We start from the raw sequence: 22,639 nt of genomic DNA, 5'->3' as shown, positions 1-22,639 counted from the left end.
GACAGTTATGCTAAAGGCACCTAAATCAGAATATAAAAAGAGCTTATCACTGGCCTACCCAGTGATGATAGGCTCACTCGGGCAAATACTTGTGGGTACAGCCGACAGTATTATGGTTGGACAAATTGGTCCAATTCCCCTTGCGGCAATTTCCTTTGCCAACTCACTCTTGGCCATTCCACTCGTTTTTGGAATCGGAATCGCGTATGGTCTCACACCGTTGGTCGCCAATGCCGATGGAGCTGGAAATATTAGAAAGGCATCACGCCTCTTCAAGAATGGACTGTTTGTAAACATCGCTATTGGATTACTCATCGTTGGAATCTTACTAGGCATACGTCCATTCATGGATCAGCTAGGTCAAGATCCAGACGTAGTGACCGAAGCCCTGAAATACTACACGCTTGTTGCTTTGAGCTTTTTCCCATTGCAGATTTTCTTCCAGTACAAGCAGTTTACGGAGGGAATTAGCGATACCAAAGCGGCCATGCGATTGAGCTTGGCAGCGAATGCCCTCAATATCGTATTGAACTACATTCTCATTTATGGCAAGCTCGGGTTTGAACCCATGGGAATCGAAGGTGCAGCTTGGGCTACACTTATCTCTCGAATAATCATGATGTTCCTGATGGTGTATTGGGTTCACTATCGCCCGAAGTACAAACAGTACATGTCGTTCTTCCTCGACACGAAGGTGAAGTGGAAAGACATGCGTTCAGTTCTTGAGATTGGCGTCCCTAGTGGATTGCAATACATCTTTGAAGTTGGTGCCTTCGCATCTGCCTCTTTGATTATCGGGGCCATTGGCGCGCTTGACCAAGCCGCTCACCAGATTGCGATTTCCCTTGCCTCCATAAGCTATATGGCCGCAAGTGGATTTGGGGCTGCGGCCACGGTGCGTGTTGGAAACCAGCTTGGTCGACGAGATGTGGGCACCTTAAAAGTGGCCGCTAAGACGCTCTTCGAGATGACCGTCCTTTTCATGGGAGCAGCAGGTGTTCTCTACCTTTTTGGAAGGGATTGGCTGCCAACTTTCTTCACAGATGAGTTGGATGTGATTACGATCGCGGCGGACTTACTCATTATCACAACGATCTTCCAGATTAGTGATGGGGTTCAGGTTACAGCTTTAGGGGCATTGAGAGGATTGGGCGATGTGAAAATCCCTACCCTTATCACATTTGTTTCTTATTGGGTAATTGCAATTCCAATGGGCTACATTCTGGGAAACTTCACAGAATTAAAAGCTATTGGAGTTTGGATTGGTTTGGCTACAGGCCTTACTGTATCTGCTCTGAGTCAATGGCTTAGATTCCAATCCAAAGTTAAAAAGCTACATTTTTCACAGGAGTGAAAACCAAGTGAATAGGATGGTACGTATCTAATTGGCACGATGATTGAAAAGTGTTAATCAGAACTACAAAATCCTATAATCATGTATGCTTTAGCCCTACAAGCCGATCAAAGACAAAACGAAATTCTCGACCTCTTACACTCTTGGTTGAGTGGCGTAAAAGGAAGAGTGAGTGACAAGATTGTTTCTTGCTACTCAAAGAATGCAGCCCTCTGGGGATCTCTAACTAAACGTTTGAGATGCGACGAAGAAGGTATCCGCAGATACTTCGAAGAGTTCTTGACGGCCGATAAGCACGATTTAAAAGTTCGCTTCGATCAAATGGAGATGAACGAAATCGCCGGGCTACCAGTCGTATCTGGAGTGTATGTGTTTACATGGAAAGACAGTGAAGGCAATCTCGTGGCGCTCCCTGCCCGTTACACATTCGTCCTCTCAAAACGAAACGGAAAGTGGAAGATCGAAGATCACCACGCTACAGTGCTCCCGAACTAATATCAACAAGGACTAAGTGTTCATTATATAGTCAGTAGTGATTTTGTTTGGACGGCCTCCCCACCTCGGGGAGGTCGTTTTTTTTATGCCTTGTCGTCCCTCACATTTCCTGTATCTTTCTCGTATGAAAATCGCCTTCATCGCTCGCTCCACCCTCCTCAAACAACCTGGCGGAGACACACAACAAGTCACCGAAACCGCTCGCGAACTTGAGCGTTTGGGCATAGACGTGGACATCATTCTATCCGGACAAAGAATGCGGGTGGCCGAGTATGACCTCCTCCACTTTTTCAACCTCGGCCGACCTGCCGATTTGCTCAGATACCCTGCCTGGAAATCGAAGCCAACATTCGTCAGTACCATATGGGTAGATTATGGCAGTGGCAGCAAAGGTGAATGGATGAAAGCGATCGGCCGCGGACTCATCGGAAACGATAAATTACCTCCACTGCATTACATCTTGCAGGGACATGAAAAGTCGCTCGCAGAGATTGTTGACCATGCCGATTTGTTCATCACAACGACGCAGTTGGAGATTGACAAACTCAAAGCTTCCTTTCCAAAAGCCGACCCAACGTACATCGTTCACCCTGGCATCAATAGAGATTTCACAGAACCGCTTCCACCTGAGAAAGAGGAGCGATCTGGTATTTTATGCGTTGGAAGATTTGAACCGTTGAAGAATCAATTAGCAGTAATTGAAGCTACAAGGGGATGGGATGAACCCGTAACTTTTGTGGGTAATGCTGCTTCAAATAATCCGAGCTATTACAAAAAGTGCCGAGCCGAGGCAGGGTCCAATCATTCCTTTCGCCCACATTCGTCCATGCATGCCCTTCAAATGCTCTACCGCAGCCATAAGGTCGTAGTCGTTCCAAGTCATTTTGAAACCTTTGGCCTTACCGCTCTTGAAGGATTATCACAAGGTTGCAACCTCGTGCTCTCTTCTACCACAGGTGCAGCTGAAGTGGTTGGAGAACACGCTCGACTTTTCGTTTCAAAGAATTCGGATGAACTAAGTGTGGCCATTAGAGAACAATTGGATGCCAATTCACAGACGGAGGGAAAGAAATTCGCTCGTCAGTTTTCATGGGAATCTGCCGCGGAAAAACTTGTGGAGCTTTATCAAACCCGACTCTCCGTAAATAGCTAACTTCCCTTCGCTAAGACTACAACCGAATATGCGCATTGGCATCATAGGATCTCGTGGAATTCCCAACCGTTACGGTGGCTTTGAAGAGCTTGCAGAACAACTTTCTGTGAGATTAGCCAAGCTCGGACATGAGGTTTACGTGTACAATGGACATCGTCATCCGTACGCCGAAAAGGAGTACAAAGGCGTTAAAATCATTCACAAGTACGACCCCGAGCATCGCTTCGGAACGGTTGGTCAGTTTATCTACGACTTCAATCAAATCATAGATGCGCGTTGGCGAAAGTTCGACGTGATCCTCCAGCTAGGCTATACTTCGAGCGGAATTTGGTACTGGTTAATGCCGAAGAAGTCGAAGGTGGTGACCAACATGGACGGACTCGAATGGAAGCGCTCGAAGTATTCCAACTTGGTAAAGCGCTTTTTGATGCGCTCTGAACGATGGGTGGCGAAGCATTCCGACCTAATGGTTGCCGACAATGTAGAAATCGAAAGGTATCTACACGAAAAGTACGGCGGCCAATGCGTCTACATTCCGTACGGAGCGGAACTTTTCAAATCACCTAACGAAGAAGTACTAGAGCCTTACCACGTCCAAAAGGGACAATACAACCTGGTGATAGCGCGCATGGAACCCGAAAATCACATTCGTGAAATTCTCGAAGGCGTAAAGCAATCGGAAAGTGATCGAATCATGCTCGTGATGGGAAACCTGGATACTCCGCACGGGCAAATGCTCACCCGCACTTACAAGGATAGCAGAATTCGATTCTTACATGCGGAGTACAACAAAGAAGTGGTCGACAACCTTCGACATTTCTGTCACCTGTACTTCCACGGTCATTCCGTTGGCGGCACGAATCCATCCCTACTAGAAGCCATGGCCTGCGGTGCTCCGATTGTTGCGCACAAGAATGAATTCAATCAGTCTGTTTTAAAAGAGAACGGTATCTACTTTGAAACAGCTGAGGATGTAGCATGGGCGCTAGATCAAGATTTCCAGCAGGATGCATTGAACATCATGACAAAGACAAACACGAATGTTATTCGGGAGCATTTCACCTGGAAATCAATCGCGGATCAGTACGAATTGATCTTCTCTCAAGTTAGAATCTAAAGGAAGGTGAGACCTAATGGTTGATCCAAGAACCACCCCGTCATACTATACCGCGCTCGGTTACAAGGAAGCACCTCATGCTCTAATTCAGATCTGAAGCAAACAAGCTTTCCGGCTTCTGGAAGAATTGAGACCTCTTTCCCGTCCTCTTGATAAATCACCAATTGACCGCCGTCCGCCTCTTCCCAATCTGGGTTCAGATAAAGCACAGAGCTCACAATTCGGTGCGGGTTGTTCTTAAAGCGATCGGCGTGACGCGCATACCTCGTACCGACAGGGTAAACCGCGAAGTGCGATTCAAAATCCCTTAGCCCCAAAAAACAGGTTTGATTCAAGTAGTCTTGAAGGTCGGCGATTCGGTTTAGATACTCTTTTACGGGAGAGATTGCTTCAGACTCATCTACCCAGTGAATTTCATCACCTCGAATCGACTTGTCATATTGGAATTCGCCTTGCTTGCCAATGCCTGCACGTCGGAATTCACCCTCTTCTCGAAGTGAAACCGCCTCATCGCGAATTGCGATGGCATCTTCCCGGGAAACGAAGCCGGGCACTGTAAACCAACCGTCTGCCGATAGCCCCTCGGCAATGCGATTGAACAACGGGTGCGCTGTCATTATTGCGGTAAATGTACTCTAGAAATTAAAGCGAAGAGAAAAAATTATACCCCCTTACTTCTTCCCGAAATCAGATTCCAAATGGTCCAAAAAAAGATCTTGAAATCTAATAGAATGGACCAATGCTCCAGGTAGTAAACGTCGGCCTTGACTCTATCGGCCATGTCTCGATCCTCCTTGGTTTCTCCTCTCAATCCCATGGCTTGAGCTAGGCCGGTGATGCCTGGTTTAATCCAATGACGGACCATGAATTCATCAATACGCTTGCGGTAGTTCTCGGTATGTTCGAGCATATGTGGACGAGGACCTACGACACTCATTTGGCCGGCAAAGACATTGAAAAACTGGGGCAGTTCGTCTAAACTCAATCGACGAAGAACACGTCCAACTCTAGTGATGCGCTCGTCTCCATTCGCGGCCTGAACGTTCTCACTTCCGTGCCCCACTTTCATCGTCCGAAGTTTCAAGCACCGAAATTCGCGACCATTCAATCCTGAACGCGCTTGGGCGAAGATTGGGTTTCCGCTTGAATCAACTCGAATTAGAATAGCCAAAATCGGGAGTAGCCAACTTAGCAAACCGACGATAACAATTGTAGAAACCAGGAGATCAAAAGAACGCTTGAGGAGACGGCTATGCCAGTAGCTTAGTGGTTCTTTCCTTGGAACGAGAACGGGAACATCGCCGAGTAAATCAACTCTCGCGTGACGGATATTAGTCCATTTGAGTTCTGGCAAAAACCGAAATCGAATTCCCTGACTTTCGGCCAGGACGTACCATTCGCCAAGTGAGGTGTCGCCTCTTGTAAACGCACAGAACAACTCGGTTGGAACTTCACCTTTCTCGATTAGGCTTCGCGCCTCTTCAACCGTGGAAGGAGACTTCAACAGTCTATATCCATACTCAGGATGAAGTTCGATTTCATCAGCAAAACTCTTTCCAGCGGCACTTTCACCTATGAGCCAAACCTTGCGGGCATAACGTCCGGTCCGTAGCCAGTTTCTCCATAAGGTTATGAAAAGCATCCGCACTATGAGCACGAGTACTCCAAAACCGGAGTAGAAATAAATCAGGAATAATCTAGAATAGTAGTCTCCCTTAAGGCTAAAGGCCAACACCGTGAACAAGACCAAATGAGCCAGCAGGGCATTGATTGACTTCCCTACGGAGGTACGTATCTCTGTACCCGGACGAAGGTCATAAATTCTGAAAGCGATGCTGATGAGGGCCCAACTGAGATTGAAGAAAATCAATAGCTGGATATAGTAGTTGTAATAGGCCTCATTTTCGACCTTGAGATCGTCGAATCGGAGCCACCCTGAAATGGCAAACACCACGTTCAAGAGAACTATATCTCCAAACAGCTGAAATGCGCGTAAAAGTTTCTGGCTACGATCGTTCAAGGGGCTACTCGATTTCTAAATCGATGTCTAAGATACGTTCTACCCTTGCAATATCATCGGGGTGAGCATTTTTGAGAACAAACGACATTTCACGGAGTACTCTATTGCGATCCATTGTTTCTAAATACCCTCGAATGTAACGAACGGCAGCATTCCTCAAATGACGATGTCTTGAGGTGAGCTCTAGGTACTGAATATCACGAAGGTCCTTTTCGGAGTATTTCAATTCTGCCAACATTTCCCATGCCGACATTCTCACTTCAATCGAGTAACTCGGGCCTGCCAATTCTAACAATCTCGGTAATCCGTCTGGAGCACTCTTGCCCTTGACCAATGTTGTGAAATAGGCGGTATACATTTCAACCTCTTTATTCATGCCACCGTCTCTACCTTCCATCGATTTGAGATATGAGCTGATCTCTCCAGGGTTCATGGTGAATAGCTTGACAAAAAGCAAAAACGCCTGGTCATCTGATGTTTCATCTGACTCCAATAACGTCAATAGTTCGTCGCTGATTCCTGAGTAGATCCCCGCATCGGCTTTAGAATTCAAGAGGGCCTTCCGAATGATGGGATTGGTGGAAAAATAGCTTTCGGCAAGTTCACGAGCATCATCTTCGTCGTACTCAACCATGAGTTCCACGGCGAGATCGGCCACAGCTTGAACTTGTACTTCCTCGAGCCAATCTGAGCTTGTGTATTGAAAAGGTTCTTCTTCCTTCTTTTGAAAAGCTTCTAACGCTAGGAACCTTGTGTAATCAGTTCCAACCTCGAGGTTATGTCCGAGGATTTCTTCTGAGAATGTGAGGTTCCACTCAACAAGGTAACCGTGGTTTGGATCAATTTCAATAGCGTATGGCTCATATTCTACACTTACCAACTCGTAAGCATAGTGTCTGCCAAGTTCAACATCAAAGTCTTCGAACGACTCTTCATCTTTCCATACGCGAACTTGAAGGTGCTTTAAAACAGACTCATCTCCTAAATGATGTTGCTGAAAAGTAATTGAATATTGGTCATCTCGTTCAGTCAACCCAACATCTACGGTTACTGGTTTCTCAAACTCTGTAAAGGTGTGAAACCACTGACTCATTTCAATCCCACAAACATCTTCAATAACAAGACGAAGAGAATCTGTTGTTACCAAACCATAGGCGTACTTCTCGAGGTAGGTTTTCATCACCAAATCGAAGGAATCTGTGGTGAGATGTTGCTCGAGGGAACGAAGGGTGAGTGCTCCCTGCTGGTAGAATCGAAAACTTCCGGCCTTGCTGTGTCGAAGCGGATAGTTATCCGTTTCCCGTGCGCGTCGAACTAGCTCAAGTGCTTCAATCCATTCTTGTGTGTAATGGGCATCTCCAAAAACTGCGCGCTCGGCTTCCATTTGATAATAGGTCGCAAAGCCTTCGTGTAACCAGAAGTCGTGGGAACTTGGAACCGTTACCAAGTCGCCAAACCAGTGGTGCGCCAATTCATGAGCATTCACATAGACATAGTTCAGATCCTCAAAATCGGAATGTGAACAGACGAAGTTTTCCGAAAAGATGGTGAGCGTTGTGTTTTCCATTGCTCCATGCGGAAAATTGGCCACCGGAACTTGGCGATATGCACTCCAAACAAATGGATATCCAATTCGCCCGACGAGGTAGTTCCAAATCTCCTCATTACCGAAATACGTCGTTTCGTAATCCTCAGAATGGTCGGGATACATATAATTCGCTCGAAGTGGATTCTCTCCTACAATCGTCTCATCGTACTCCCCAATAGCAAAGGCAATCAAGTAAGATGAATGAGGCTTGTCCATGGCATATGTCCACGAAATGTCCCCTTCCACTTCCTGCTTGTCCACCAATTGTCCATTGCCCAAAACGCGATAGTTCTTATCAAACCGAATCGTCAAACGTGTCTTTAGCTTATCGTTCTGCGCATCTTGATGAGGAAGCCAATGGCGATGATCTATCCCTTGCCCTTGTGTAAAAATCTGTCGTCTTGCCCTACCCGACGGGTCGTTCCATCCATTGAAATATACTCCCTTGAACGGTCGAGCTGTGTACTTCATCTGAATGTGTGCAGAAGTCCACTCAACATCTGGACGAATTACTATCCCTTGGTCCAAGCGTTCGAAGGGAACCAAATTCCCATTGAAGAGTATCGGTCCATCAAGTGTTATACTCGGCTTTGCATCCAAGAAGATGGAGTCCATATTCGCCACCGGTGAAGCATAAATATCAACCTCGCCTTTCACGAGGCCGCCTTTCGTATCAAACTGAAGGTGGACGTGCAAGCTATCTTGGTCAATTGTCAAAACGCGTGGTTGAGCGTCATCCGGCGTATACGTTTGTGCTGTCAACGTAAACGGTAAAAAGAGGAGGAGAAATCTTCGCATAGCTCTAAAGTACGCATCAATTCAAGCCTTGCACAAGCCTATTAAAAATAATGCGCAGCGTCTGAATGCTAAAAGGGTGTTAAAGCCAGAATCTTGTGCGGTTTTTCCTACGCAATCCCGCTTATCTAAGTGAGGATAGTTTTTCATAGGTTAGGTTTTTGGATGGAGGTCGCTTCGCTCGAAGCGGCCTCTTTCTTTGTTTAAAAGAAGCCTGCTGAACTTCCCCACCCTTTTCGAATAATTCCCCATTTTTGAGGTGTATGGAGAAAGACCTTCTCAAAACACCGATTGAGTTTCTAAAGGGAGTGGGCCCAGCAAAAGCCGACCTCCTAAAAACCGAAATGCACATCTTCACTTTCGGAGATTTGCTCACGCTCTTTCCTTTCCGGTATATCGACCGATCAAAGTTTTATAAGGTCTCCGAAATACAAAGCGCCGCCGCAGAGGTTCAAATCAAAGGAAAAATTACCTCTATTGAAGAAGTAGGACAACCCAGAAAGAAGCGTCTCGTAGCCCAATTTGAAGATTCTAGTGGTCGAGTCGAACTCGTTTGGTTCAAGGGTGCCCAATGGATTCGAAAGTCACTGCAAATTGGCACCGAATACGTCCTCTTTGGCAAACCCAACTTCTTTAAGGGTAAATACTCCTTCCCACATCCAGAGCTTGAGAAGGCGGAAGACTTTGTGAAAAGTCCAATGGGAGGACTTCAGCCCGTGTACCCGAGCACGGAAAAACTCACAAACAAGAATCTCAACGCACGGGGAATCGCGAAGCTCACAAAAGCTCTTCTACCTCAACTAAAGGGAGTTATACACGAGAATCTTCCAGTGCGTTTGCTTGAACATTATAAATGGCCCAGCCGGCAAGACGCACTTTTCCAAGTGCACTTCCCCACAAGCATCGAAGCACTTGAACTCGCAAGAAAACGTCTCAAATTCGAAGAGTTTTACTTCATTCAGCTCTCGCTACTTCTTCAAAAGGACAGGCAAACTGTTCAAACAAAAGGACATTCTTTTGATGTAGTTGGCGAGCGTTTCAACACATTTTACGCCGAACATCTTCCCTTTGAACTAACAGGTGCTCAAAAGCGAGTGCTAAAGGATATTCGAAAGGATACGCGTAGCGGTCACCATATGAACCGACTCGTACAGGGCGATGTGGGTTCAGGTAAAACGGTTGTCGCACTACTCTCAATGCTCATCGCTGCAGACAATGGATACCAGAGTTGCATGATGGCTCCCACGGAAATCTTGGCACAGCAGCATTACAACGGACTTTCCGAGCTACTAGAGGGCACCTCTACCAGAATTGCACTTTTAACCGGAAGCACTAAAACTGCGCGAAGGAAGGAGATTCATGCTGACCTACTCAATGGACAGATCGATATTCTAGTTGGTACACATGCGCTCATTGAACCCGTTGTTCAGTTCCGGAATTTGGGGCTAGCCGTAATTGACGAACAGCACAGATTTGGGGTTGCGCAACGCGCCAAGCTTTGGAAGAAAAACGCTGTACCTCCGCATATTTTGATCATGACCGCCACTCCAATCCCTCGAACGCTAGCCATGAGCCTGTATGGCGACTTGGATGTGAGTGTGATTGACGAACTTCCTCCGGGAAGAAAGCCCATCAAAACGGTTCATCGCTACGACTCCAACCGACTTCAAGTCTTTGGATTCATGAAGGAACAAATCGCCCTCGGTCGACAATGCTACGTGGTTTACCCTTTGATAGAGGAGAGTAAATCCATGGACTACAAAGATCTTGAAGACGGATACGAAAGCATTTGTCGAGAATTTAAACGTCCAGATTACAACGTAAGCATTGTACATGGACGAATGAAGCCCGATGACAAGGACTACGAAATGCAGCGGTTTGCGAAAGGAGAAACCCAAATCATGGTGGCCACTACGGTCATAGAAGTGGGTGTCAACGTTCCAAACGCGAGTGTCATGGTTATCGAAAGCGCAGAAAGGTTCGGCTTGAGCCAGTTGCACCAGCTACGTGGGCGCGTGGGCCGAGGAGCGGATCAGAGTTTCTGCATTCTCATGACTGGTCAGAAGCTGAGTAATGACGCCCGCACGCGACTTGAAACGATGGTTCGAACAAATGACGGATTTGAGATAGCGGATGTCGACCTTCAACTTCGAGGTCCGGGGGACTTGATGGGAACTCGACAAAGCGGAATGCTCGACTTGAAGATTGCCGATTTGGCAAAGGATGGTCAACTTTTGCAACTTGCCCGACGAGAGGCTGAAGGAGCTCTCAAGGAAGACCCAAGGCTTCAAAAACCGGAGCATGCCGCCACAAAACAGTTCTTTATCCAGAAGCACAAGGGCAAGGTTCAATGGAGTCAAATCTCCTAATTCCGACTACGGCATACTTTTCGTAGATTTAATTCTGAACGATTGAGTCGTTTTAATCGTTATCAGACCTAGACACAACTTCATGCGCAGATACATTTTCATTCTAGCACTTGCCTTTGCCTTTTGTGCGGCGGAAGGTCAGGGACTGAGATTCATCTCAGAAAGTGACTATGTGGCTATGGAGAAGGCATCCATTGAGATGTTGGAAGACCTTCCCTCCTCGCATGATTTAGCAAAATGGTTTCCGCCGCCTGGAGATCAGGGCGATCAAGGTTCATGCGTTGGTTGGGCGGTTGCATACGGTGTGAAAACCTATCAGGAAGCAATTGAGCTTCAGCGCAAACCCACACGTCCAGAGCACATGTTCAGCCCTTCATTCATCTACAATCAAATAAATGATTGGGGATGCATGGGAGGTTCTAGCATCCGCGAAGCGCTCAACCTTATGAAGAATAGCGGTGTGGCCACACTAGAATCCTTTCCATACGACGAATCAGACTGCCAGGCTTTACCGAGTGGAGAAATAAAAGGAGATGCGAAGAATTACACCATAGATAGCTGGAAAACGGTAGAATTCAGAAGTGAGGGAATCATGAAAACCTTGCTCTTTGAAGGTCAGCCCATCGTCATTGGAATAGTTACCGACACATGGTTCAACAAACTGAGTGAAGGGGAAGTCCACCGCGTATCCTCAAACAGAACAACAGGTGGCCATGCCCTTGTGGTTATTGGGTACGATGACCGTCGTGGCGCCTACAAAGTTCTCAATTCTTGGGGTGATGATTGGGGAGATAACGGTTACGGTTGGATTGCCTACGACATCTTTACAAGCATGGTTCGCGAAGCCTATATCTTAGTGGATAGTGAAACACCGTCGCAAAAAACTCCGCCAAAAAAGAAGGACCAATCAAGGGCTCCAAAACCGTCTAAAGAGGCTGTAATGCGAATGGAAGATTGACATGAGTAAGCCTTTCTCAAAAGAATTTACAGGTTGGATTGACGCGAATGGAGACATGAATATGGTGCTCATTCCCGACGAAATTGCTGCCGAATTCAAGTCGAAAAAAATTCGACGTATTCAGGCTTGGCTCAAAGGAAACGGTCCGATTCACCGCGCGCTGAACGTGAACAATGGTCAGACTTTTCTATACCTCAGCAAAGCCACGATGAAGGAAATTGACTTACTCGCTTTTGAAGAAGTGGAAGTCAAGCTTGCGGAAGACACGACCACCTATCAAGCTCCAGAACCTGCCGAATGGATGGAACTCATGAATCAGGATGAGGAAATCAGACATCGCTTTGCCGCCATTACCGACGGTAAGAAAAGAGCCATACTCTTCGCAGTAAGTCGACCTAAATCAACGGAAGCCCGACTTCGAAAGGCACTCTCCTTAGCCGACGAACTCCGCATGGGATCGATTCAGTAGTAATCGATGGTTTAACATAATTCTTTCTTCCAGAAACTTTATTGTCAGCCACGATGTTTCTAACTTGCGCTTCCGCCTAAAAAACGGGGTCTCAAAAAGATGCACGGGGAAACCACATTAGTTCATAAAATGTCGCCGATAAAACGGTTCTGGAATCGACAGATTAAGATCCACCGATATTTCAAAATATCTGGAGGGTACCGGTTTATGGGGCAGAACTTGTTTAGACTTCTCCTCTTCTTGGTAGCTTTTGGCGTGGGAGCTTGGCTCATAAACAAATACGTATTCAGCTTCGCTGCACTTTCAGACAGCATCACTCAGCACTACTCACCAGTAATAGTTGTGCTATGGTTATTCGCTAGTGAGGTGATTTTAGGCGTGCTACCACCGGAGGCATTCATCATTTGGGCTGAGAGTTTTAGTCAGCCTTACCTGATGCTCTTCATCCTCGCAAGTGTTAGCTATTTAGGCGGTTTCATCTCATTCTTGATTGGGACACGTATCAACAAGATGCCACGAATTGAAGCGTGGATTCACAACAAATTTGCGGATTGGATTGCCCAGATTAAAAAGTTTGGAGGGCTGATTATTGCCGTAGCCGCACTCACCCCTCTTCCTTATCCGCTGGTGTCTATGATTGCCGGATTATCTGGAGTGAAATCAGGAATCTACCTCCGCGTAGCCCTCATCAGATTTGTGCGATTCTTCATTTACGCCATGGTACTTTGGAAGGCCACTGGAGCGTGAGGAATCTACCTTCGAATCTACTTCCTACTTTATAGTCACATCCTTACCTTTGCCCTTACTATTTTCGGGCTCAACGTAAACATGTAATCATGACCATCAGCTATAGCTGGCTTCGCCGATACCTTAACTTCAACCCTTCTGAAGTAACTCCAGACCTCGTTTCTGAAATTCTAACAAGAACTGGACTTGAAGTTGAAGGAACCGAAGAAGTAGAATCTGTAAAAGGAGGCCTTCAAGGTGTTACTGTTGGCAAAGTACTCACATGCGAGAAACATCCAGATGCAGATCGCTTAAAGGTTACTACTGTTGACGTTGGAGCCGAAGCGCCGCTCAACATCGTTTGTGGTGCTCCGAATGTTGCAGCCGGACAATTGGTTCCCGTTGCGACCATTGGCACTGTCCTCTACCCAGGTGGTGGAGAGGAACGCCTAAAGATCAAGAAGGGGAAAATCCGCGGGCAGGTTAGCGAAGGAATGATTTGCGCAGAAGATGAACTCGGCCTCGGTCAATCGCACGACGGAATTTTGGTGCTCGATGAAGCAAAGGCCAAGGTGGGCATGTCTGCAGCAGAGTACTTCGAACTAGAGTCTGATGTGGTTTTTGAAATTGGCCTGACACCGAATAGAACCGATGCACTTGGACACTACGGTGTGGCAAGGGACCTTCTCGCGGGCTTGCTTCGCGATGGTATCTCTTCTGACCTCAGCTTGCCAAGTGTGGTTGCATTCTCCCCAGACCACCTCGAGCGTCCTTTTAAAATCACAGTTGAAGACACCGAAGGATGTCCGCAATACCTAGGTGTTACCCTCACCGACGTAAAAGTTGCTGACTCTCCAAGTTGGTTGAAGAATGCACTACTCAGCATCGGCATCCAGCCCATCAACAACGTGGTAGATATCACCAACTTTGTACTGCACGAAACTGGGCACCCACTTCATGCTTTTGACGGTGATAAGATTGCCAACGACCATGTAATTGTGCGCACGCTCCCTTCTGGAAGCAAGTTCACCACCCTGGATGAGAAAGAGCGCGAGCTCGATTCCACCGACTTGATGATTACGGACTCTGAAGGCGGCAAATGCATCGCCGGAGTATTCGGTGGTTTGGAAAGTGGTGTTTCAGAATCGACAACTACCGTATTCTTGGAAGCAGCTTGGTTCAACCCAGTGCGAGTGCGCAAAACGGCAAAGCGACATGCATTGAATACGGATGCATCCTTTAGATATGAAAGAGGCGTTGACCCTCTGTTGACTTCATACGCTCTCAAGAGAGCCGCACTGCTTATCAAAGACGTAGCAGGAGCGAAAATTGGGTCAGACATGGTTTCTGAAGTTGCTCGCAAGTTCGAACCGGTAGCTATCGACTTGAGCTATGATAGAATGTATCGCTTGCTCGGACAAGAGATTCCGCGTGAGGAGATTCTCAAGATCTTAGACTCTTTGGAGTTTGTAGTTGCCGGCGAAAACGGCGACTACCTCAAGGTGCTCAGTCCTGTTTACCGATGGGATGTTACCCGTGAGGCAGATGTTGTGGAGGAAATCCTTCGCATCTACGGATTTGACAATATTGAATTCCCAGAAGGCATGCGCATGAGCATGCCGCACTCAGAGAAGCGCCATCCAGATGACATGCGTCGCAAAGTGAATGACATTCTCGTAGGTATGGGCCTGACCGAAATCATGAATAACTCTCTAACAAAGAAGAGTTATTACGAGGGAAATAACGATTTCTCAGAAGGTGAAACCGTGGACATCCTCAACCCGCTTAGTCAGGATTTGGGCGTTATGCGCAGAACTCTGCTATTCGGAGGATTGGAAACTATCGCCTACAACTTTAACCGCCAACAGAAAGGCGTGCGTTGCTTTGAATTCGGAAAAGTATACGCCAAACAAGATGGCAAGTTCACCGAGAAAAACAGCTTGGCCCTTTGGATCTCGGGAGTAAAAACGGCTCAACACTGGAACCACGGTAGTGAGAACAGCAGCTTCTTCACGCTAAAGGGGATTGTTGAAAGTCTATTCGAGAAGTGTGCGATTCAAACACAACTGAAGCCGCTCGCAGACAATGGATTATTCGCAGATGGACTCGACATCTACGCCCAAGGACGAAAAGTGGGCAGCATTGGTTTTGTACCTAGGAAGTATCTCAAGGTAGCTGATGTTGACGATGTGGTATACTTTGCCGAGTTGGATTGGGACATGCTCTTGCCTATGATTCAGCGAACCAAGGTGAAGTATAAAGACATCCCTAAGACATTTGCCGTACAACGCGACTTGGCCCTTTTGGTCAATTCGGATGTGCAATACGCCGATCTTGAACGAACCGCTCGAAAAGCTGAGAAGAAATGGTTGAACAACGTAGACCTCTTCGATGTATATGAAGGGAAAAACCTTCCTGAAGGGAAGAAGAGCTACGGATTGCGCTTCACGCTTCTCGACGTAGAACAGACCTTGAATGATGCCCAGCTCGACAAGACCATGGCTAAAATTCAAGAAGCTCTCGAGAAAGAGTACAGCGCTGAATTGAGATAATCACGTGTTTCGGATTGCATTCGACCCGATTTATTGCCACCCCCTACCCGATGGTCATCGTTTCCCGATGGCCAAATACGAGCTTCTACCCGAACAACTGATTCGCGAAGGCACGGTTGAAGAATCTGCATTCTTCGCACCCGACCTACTTACGGAAGACCGCATACTTCGCACCCACGAATCTGAGTATTGGGAGAAGCTGAAAAACGGGACGTTGGAACGCCGCGAGGAACGCAAGATTGGCTTTCCCTGGAGTGAAGCACTCGTGAGGCGGGAGCGCACTATCTGCAGAGGTACAGCGATGAATACGGAATATGCGATGCAAGACGGCGTATCGTTCAACATAGCTGGAGGAACTCACCACGCTTACACAAACCGAGGGGAAGGATTTTGCCTATTGAACGATATCGCTATTGGCGCCCATCACCTTATTGATCATCACAACTTCGAACGAATTTTGGTGGTGGACCTTGACGTTCATCAAGGAAACGGAACGGCTCAAATCTTCGAGAACGAACCGAGAGTTTTCACCTTTAGCATTCACGGGGAAAAGAACTACCCACTTCAAAAAGAGAACAGCGATTTGGACATTGGCGTTCCTGACGGCATTGGGGATAGGGACTATTTGAAGCTTGTGGACAAACACGTGAAGAGTTTGGTTGACGAGTTTCAGCCTCAGTTTATCTTCTTTCAATCTGGAGTTGACATTTTAGAAAACGACAAGCTTGGTAGACTAGGTGTTAGTCTCGCTGGATGCAGAGAGCGCGATAGAATTGTGTTTGAAACTGCCCATCGAGACAACATTCCAGTGGCGGTGAACATGGGCGGTGGTTATTCCGAGAAGCTCGCCGATATCATTGAAGCGCATGCTAACACTTACCGAATGGCGGCTTCAATATTCGGGTAGCCGGATACGCCACTTATTCGTATTTTCAGGCTCCTGAAAATGCTCCTCCATTGATTCGAATTCTCATAGGATTACTTCTTAGCATACTTCCCCTAATCTCTGCTGGTCAGGATTTGGGGGCACAATTGCTCGGACCCGATTTCGGGCTCGTACTCAATGACAACTACTTTTTGCAAGAGGACAATGAAGGACGAATGTTTGTGGCATCCGACCAGGGGGTGTTCGTCATTCAAGGGAATACAGTCACTCAGTACACTACTATTGAAGGGCTGCCCGACAATACTGTATTCCGCCTCTACCTCGACCACAAAGGAAGAATCTGGGCATTGACATATATGGGTGGCATTGCCTATTTCGAGGATGATCAATGGATTATACCACCTTGGAACGACGGGATTAATCGGCTAAAGAACGGCAAAGGTTTTCCCTACAAAATATGGGTTACTCCAAACGACCAGGTCCTCTTCGACTTTTTGAGGGAAGACGATGTGTTTTACTACGCAGGAATCAATGATACGTCTATCTCAACGTACACTTTCCCAATACGAGAATCGTATATCCCGTCCCATGGCATTAGCATTGGGATGGATGCAGCAGGAACACCTATGCACACGGTGTACATCCACCCGGAAACAGCCTACAGCACATGGGGTGGACCAATGCGCCCCCCCTTCGAGGAAAGAAGCTTTCATATTGAGAAGGACACTATCCGCATTGGTAGTGAACTGATTCCGATTCACTGGAACACAATCCATTACATTGGCCATTCGGATGAAACTCACAGCGTTTACAGGACATATACAACGACTACCGATGAAACTGGCGGCTATTACATGTCGTACGGCAATTCCTTGTGGTACGTGAATGCAAATTTGGAAGCTAGTTTCATCCGTTCATTTGGCGGCGGTGTGCTTTGCATTCTACTATCAGAAGGATCGCTGTTCTTAGGGGTTGAAGATCATGGCGTGTATATGTACAATGTCGTTGAAGAGGGTACTCCGGAATTACAGCAGAACCTATTTCCAACTTCAGGCGTATCGGACATTTACAGAGACCATGACGGTGCATTATGGATTGCCTTAACTCAGGAAGGGGTATATCGCATTAAACACCCCACTCAGGGTCAGCTCGTAGTCCCGTCGGAATTCGACACCCTGAAATTTGCATACCCATCCCAGTACACGGATGACTCATTGTTTTTATTTGCGCAAGATCACCTCCTCGCCTTTCCCTATCCAAATGAGATGTTCGGGGCATTGGAATACCCCAACATCTACCCCCTCAAGGCTGATTCAGACTGGAAGAGGCATTACAGCACCGTGCAATGGAATGGCAAGAATGCACGTGCGAAATTGTACGAGTTAAATTTCAATGGCCGCAATTCAACCCTGCATTATTGGATTCAGGATACGGCGAATGGAAAATACTCAGGATGGCAAATTCTTTCGGATTTAGACCATTCTTACCGCGTGGGAGATACAGTGTATTTTACAAGTAACGGAGCCGTATACAAGCAATTCAAGCATCAACCTTTTGAACTCATTGAAAAAACAGAAGACCACAAGATTGAAGAATTATTGGTGGTTGACGGAAAGCTAAAATGGGCATTTTCGAGTCACGGTATTTCTCGTTACGCTGGCGGACGCCTCATTCCATGGTTTACGGAGTATGACTTTGCCAACACGAGAGTCCTTTCGGCCATTCAAACCTCTTCGGGCTGGATTGGAGCAGCAACAAAAGATCAAGGTCTGCTCTTGTTCCAGGATGACAGCATCTTTCAGATCACCGATCTCGAACTGCTTCCCTCAAACTCTATCCGCATAGTAGCGTCCGATAGTGATCGCTTTTACGCTGTCACCAATAACCACTTCTTCGTTGCTCGCGTAAATGAAAATGGCGTTTTCAATTCCTCCTTCTTCTTGCTGAGTGAACTTGGCGGACTGGAAACGGTGGATGCCATCATTCCAACGGCTGAGACGGTGCTCCTTCAATCTGGCATGCGCTATGTAGTGCTGCCGAATCGTCTCCTTGAATCACGGCGATTGCCCTCGGGTTTCTCGGTTACTATTGATTCACTCTGCTATAGCACTTCTTTTGAAGAACCATTGAATGTAGATTTTAAACGAGGGCAAAATTCCTTCAACATACAGTTCGTCTCGGCAGAGTTATTTAGCTCAGATTCTCAGTTATGGAGATACAAATTGGATGATTCGGATGGGTGGAGGTACACATCGGAGGGTAATATCTCCCTAGAAAGACTCCCACCCGGAGCCTATAGTCTCCAAGTTCAACTCAGAAATTCAAGAGGCATCTGGAGCGAAGTGCATAGAACCGCGAACTTTAGTATTGTTCCGTTGCTCACAGAAACATGGTGGTTTTGGTTTGTGGTATTCAGTCCGGCATTCATATTCATTTTGATTATAGTACGAAACTATCTACATCAGCGACGACTGTCTCAAGAGTTGATTTCGTCGAACATGTCTTCCTTGAAAATGCAGATCAACCCACACTTCATTTTCAATTCGTTCAATTCCATTCAATACCTCATTTCAAAACAAAAAAATGACACGGCATCTGAATACTTATCGCGCTTAGCTAAACTGATACGTGCAAACATTGAAAGGCCAGAATTACACCGAATTTCCCTTGAGGAAGAACTCGATTATGTCAGCGAATTTCTGAGTATTGAAGCACTTCGCTTGGACGGCAACCTCGAGTTTACCATTGAAGTAGATAAAGCTATCAATGTCCAACAGGTATACATTCCTCCTATGATATTACAGCCGATTCTTGAGAATTCGGTATGGCACGGAGTGAGTAAAAAGCACGGTGGCGGAAAGGTATCCATACAAGTCCAGCAATCAGATTCTGGAGTTATAATTCACCTTAAAGATGACGGCGACGGATTCCCCAGGGAAAAATGGAATAATCTAATCTCTGGAGAAAATCTGCGAGGATCTCTTGGATTGAAAAACGTACTTTCAAGATTAGAGCTCCTTTCAGAAATGCACAAAGTAAATTACACCTTGAGCTTGGCTGAATCCGAGACTGGGACACACTTTATTCTTTCTTTGGCTACCTAAAATTCAACTAAACCCAATTGATTCTATTATCAGCATTCGTCGAGTAACCATGTTCAAATTCCTTTACGTTTTCTTGATTGCTACACTTTCCATAGCGGTAAGTGGCCAGTCTTTTGAACCTGGACTATCGCTCAATACAGCGGATAGAATTCCGGTGGATGAAGTATATCAAGTGAAGGAGGATCATTTGGGCCGACTTTTCATTGCATCGGACCAAGGAATCTTCATGATTGATGGCTCCGAGGTAACACAATTCACCACCGATGATGGGTTAGTAGATAATACCGTCTTTAAGCTATTCATCGATTCTGAAAATAGAATTTGGGCGCTATCATTTCACGGTGGACTGTGTTATTATGAGGATGATACCTGGAAAACTCCGCCGTTTAACGAACACTTTCTCAGTCAGCTTACGAGTGGATTTCCCTATTACATGGCGGAAGACACCGAAACGGGGATCTACTATTTTGACGGTTATGGAGAAAAGAGAAGGCTTTTCTCTGCTCGGATGAATGATACTCAAGTGAAGCTAGACTCAGTTGTCACGCCGGTGAGAGAAGGGTTTGCCGCTTATTCACTTTACAATTCAGCCGGCGAATACTTCTTTTCAAACAGAACCATCCATGAAGTTCGAACAATTTTTTATCGCCGAGAACAGCTCGCTCATTCCTTGCACAAAGAAAGTGGAGTAACGGCAAACGGGCTACCAATTGACCACTACTTCTTCACCTTAGAGGACGATCAGCGAGTTTTGGATATGATCATCCAATTCAATCGTTCGGACACCTTACCAAACGGCAGCAGATTGATTGGTACTGGACATATTCTATGGATTGAGGACAAGAACGGTGATTTCACGTACCACTCCTCTCGCCATGCAGGGATTCACTCAATCGACGTCTATGGGGATGAAATTTTCGTGAACCACTATCGAGGGGGAACCTCACGATTTGTCTATGATGAAGAAGGAATTGAGTTTGTGGAGGTTTCATTTCCAAATCAAACCGTGAGTGACGTCTTCAAATCTTCTAGAGGTGTATACTGGGTCTGCGCCACAGGCGAAGGACTGCAACGCGTGCTCGACTTTGGTGTTAGAACCATTCCTTTCCCGTACAACGCTTCTGACCGTATTGGCAGGCCGTTTTTCCGTAGAGGGAATTCCTTCATCATAGCTCAAGGAAATACGCTGACGAGGTATGACATAGACTTGGCAAGAGGAGAACTAGAGCAAGTGGGAAAACTGATACTCCCCCCCTCTTTGAGAACACAGTACTCTTACCAAAACGTGGTAATTGAGGGAAACAAGATTGTTAACAAGGCATTCGAAGTTACACTAAACGACAACTTTGAAATCCTTGAGTATAACACCTACACCGAGAACTCTGGCTTTGGAGGAGTGAAGAGGATGTACCCTGGAAAGGAAGATTCTGCCATTTACTACGTATGGAGGAACGAAATTTTCAAGATGGAGTCCTATAGAAAGGACACAATGCTCACACGCCCAAATTCCGAGTACTCCTGTGAAGACCTCATCATGCGCGATGGAAAAATTCGATTTGCGACGAGCTTGGAGGGGCTGCTTCTTTTCGAGGATGGCATATTAAAACCGGCCTTCCCCGGCTTCCCAAAAGCCAACACGAGAATTTCCGATTACGCTCACATTTCAAACGACTGGCTAGCTGCTGCCACGAAAGATGAAGGCCTTCTGATTTTTAATGACGACACCATCTATTCGATTACCGAAGAAACACTTCTCCCTGAACAGTTCATTGAAGTTATTGCTGCCGATGAAGAGCATGTCTATTTAGGGTTTTCAAAATCCATTTTTGTGGCAAAGGTCGAGGATGGAGTAATTACCCAGTACAAGTCTCTCGAAAACGAATTCCTCAATATCGAAGGAGCGATAGTTCAGATCATCCCAATTGAAGAAGGAGTTCTAGTTGAAACGGAATCAAAGCTGACTTTTCTCCCTAACCGCCTACTGCATCAATCTCCGTCGCCTTCTGAGCACAAGCTGGTCTTAATCGATGAGCAGAATCAAATAATAGAACAGAGTGAGATTGGTGCGATGTTCCGAATGGAGCGCGGAAAAACAGATATCAATGTGCGCCTAAGTACTCCACAAGCTTTTCAAAGCGGACTTCAAAAATGGTATTGGAGAATTGATGAAAACGACGAATGGCGTATCAGCTCTGATGGCGACATACGCATCAGTAATTTGCGAAACGGTGCGTATTCCTTCCAATTCAAGTTTAGAGATGCCAATGGAATCTTTCATCCCGTTCAAGATGGGTTCCAGTTCGCTGTGAGGCCGCTGTTGAGCGAAACATGGTGGTTTTGGACGATTGTACTAAGCCCGTTGATCATTCTTACAATCAACATCATAAGAAATACACTTAGGCAGAGAAGATTATCGCGAGAGCTCATTTCTTCGAACATGTCCTCGCTCAAAATGCAAATCAACCCGCATTTCATCTTCAACTCCTTTAATTCGATTCAATACCTGATTTCTGAGAAGAAGAATGATACCGCATCGCAATATCTCACCCGCTTAGCTAAGCTTATTCGCACCACTATTGAACGTCCGGAGCTGCATAGAATCTCTCTTTCGGAAGAGATTGAATATATCTCAGAGTTCCTGAGTCTTGAAACCATGCGATTGGACGGTAAAATGAAATTTGAAATTTCGGTCAGTGAAGAGATCAATCAAGACCGTGAGTTTATTCCTCCAATGCTTCTGCAACCCATATTAGAGAACGCTGTTTGGCATGGCGTTAGCAAGAAAACGGAAGGTGGAATCGTTATGGTTTCAGTTGAAAAGACTTCGGATGCTCTCATCGTACACATCGAAGACAATGGAGACGGATTCCCACAGGATAAATGGCGCGCGATTTTGAAAGGAGAAGAATTACGAGGTTCTCTGGGGTTGAGGAATGTCATTAAGCGTTTGCAATTGCTTTCTGAAATGCACCAAAAGGAATACAAACTTGACTTAGTTTCTGCACAAGGCGGAACACACTTTGTACTTACATTAGCACTGTGACAAAAAGACT

General features: G+C 46.2%; 15 protein-coding genes. 12 read left to right on the top strand and 3 right to left on the bottom strand.

Features of this window, described 5'->3' with window-relative positions; genetic code table 11:
• The 4 genes from F8C67_RS13295 to F8C67_RS13280 all read left to right on the top strand — a co-directional run.
• The coding region (locus tag F8C67_RS13295) for an MATE family efflux transporter (protein ID WP_317132327.1) at positions 1-1,354 on the top strand (1,354 nt) is incomplete at its 5' end.
• Between the two features lie 81 nt (positions 1,355-1,435).
• Positions 1,436-1,849: a DUF4440 domain-containing protein gene (locus tag F8C67_RS13290; protein ID WP_151668350.1), complete on the top strand. Its 414-nt coding sequence runs from the start codon at positions 1,436-1,438 to the stop codon at positions 1,847-1,849.
• A 124-nt stretch (positions 1,850-1,973) separates the two neighbouring features.
• Positions 1,974-3,002: a glycosyltransferase family 4 protein gene (locus F8C67_RS13285; RefSeq protein WP_170266469.1), complete on the top strand. Its 1,029-nt coding sequence runs from the start codon at positions 1,974-1,976 to the stop codon at positions 3,000-3,002.
• Positions 3,003-3,030: 28 nt separating this feature from the next.
• Positions 3,031-4,119, top strand: coding sequence for a DUF1972 domain-containing protein (locus tag F8C67_RS13280; RefSeq protein ID WP_151668348.1), 1,089 nt, complete (start codon positions 3,031-3,033; stop codon positions 4,117-4,119).
• Here the strand turns inward: F8C67_RS13280 and F8C67_RS13275 are convergent.
• From F8C67_RS13275 to F8C67_RS13265, 3 genes are read right to left on the bottom strand one after another with little or no spacing between them, the layout of a single operon-like run.
• Entirely contained in the window at positions 4,116-4,736 is a 621-nt protein-coding gene (locus F8C67_RS13275; RefSeq protein ID WP_151668347.1) for a 2OG-Fe(II) oxygenase, read from the bottom strand. The two genes, F8C67_RS13280 and F8C67_RS13275, sit on opposite strands and share 4 nt — an antisense overlap.
• 44 nt (positions 4,737-4,780) lie before the next feature.
• The gene (locus F8C67_RS13270; RefSeq protein ID WP_151668346.1) at positions 4,781-6,139 is read right to left on the bottom strand and encodes an exopolysaccharide biosynthesis polyprenyl glycosylphosphotransferase; all 1,359 of its coding nucleotides are present in this window, start codon (positions 6,137-6,139) and stop codon (positions 4,781-4,783) included.
• Positions 6,140-6,143: 4 nt separating this feature from the next.
• Positions 6,144-8,525 (bottom strand): M1 family aminopeptidase, encoded by a 2,382-nt coding sequence (locus F8C67_RS13265; RefSeq protein WP_151668345.1) that lies wholly within the window; start codon positions 8,523-8,525, stop codon positions 6,144-6,146.
• A gap of 260 nt (positions 8,526-8,785) precedes the next feature.
• On the opposite strand from F8C67_RS13265, the gene recG reads away from it, so the two are divergent.
• The 8 genes from recG (at position 8,786) to F8C67_RS13225 (ending at position 22,629) form a co-directional block, all read left to right on the top strand.
• A complete protein-coding gene (gene recG, locus F8C67_RS13260) occupies positions 8,786-10,891 on the top strand; it encodes an ATP-dependent DNA helicase RecG (RefSeq protein ID WP_151668344.1) in 2,106 nt (701 codons plus the stop codon).
• Between the two features lie 82 nt (positions 10,892-10,973).
• On the top strand, positions 10,974-11,849 hold the full coding sequence (locus F8C67_RS13255; protein ID WP_151668343.1) for a C1 family peptidase: 876 nt from the start codon (positions 10,974-10,976) through the stop codon (positions 11,847-11,849).
• A gap of 1 nt (position 11,850) precedes the next feature.
• Positions 11,851-12,318, top strand: a complete 468-nt coding sequence (locus tag F8C67_RS13250) for a hypothetical protein (RefSeq protein WP_151668342.1) — start codon at positions 11,851-11,853, stop codon at positions 12,316-12,318.
• 129 nt (positions 12,319-12,447) lie between these two features.
• Positions 12,448-13,065: a VTT domain-containing protein gene (locus tag F8C67_RS13245; RefSeq protein ID WP_170266468.1), complete on the top strand. Its 618-nt coding sequence runs from the start codon at positions 12,448-12,450 to the stop codon at positions 13,063-13,065.
• 89 nt (positions 13,066-13,154) lie between these two features.
• Positions 13,155-15,596 carry a phenylalanine--tRNA ligase subunit beta gene (gene pheT, locus F8C67_RS13240; protein ID WP_151668340.1) on the top strand — a complete coding sequence of 814 codons (2,442 nt, stop codon included), beginning with the start codon at positions 13,155-13,157 and terminating at the stop codon, positions 15,594-15,596.
• A 4-nt stretch (positions 15,597-15,600) separates the two neighbouring features.
• On the top strand, positions 15,601-16,503 hold the full coding sequence (locus F8C67_RS13235) for a histone deacetylase family protein (protein WP_151668339.1): 903 nt from the start codon (positions 15,601-15,603) through the stop codon (positions 16,501-16,503).
• 50 nt (positions 16,504-16,553) lie between these two features.
• Entirely contained in the window at positions 16,554-19,586 is a 3,033-nt protein-coding gene (locus tag F8C67_RS13230; RefSeq protein ID WP_151668338.1) for a sensor histidine kinase, read from the top strand.
• Between the two features lie 49 nt (positions 19,587-19,635).
• Positions 19,636-22,629, top strand: a complete 2,994-nt coding sequence (locus F8C67_RS13225) for a sensor histidine kinase (protein WP_151668337.1) — start codon at positions 19,636-19,638, stop codon at positions 22,627-22,629.
• The last annotated feature ends 10 nt before the right edge of the window (positions 22,630-22,639 follow it).

It is taken from the genome of Phaeocystidibacter luteus (genome assembly GCF_008933115.1).
In the GTDB taxonomy this organism is placed as follows: Bacteria; Bacteroidota; Bacteroidia; order Flavobacteriales; family Schleiferiaceae; genus Phaeocystidibacter; species Phaeocystidibacter luteus.
This window is presented reverse-complemented; position numbering and strand designations above follow the sequence as displayed.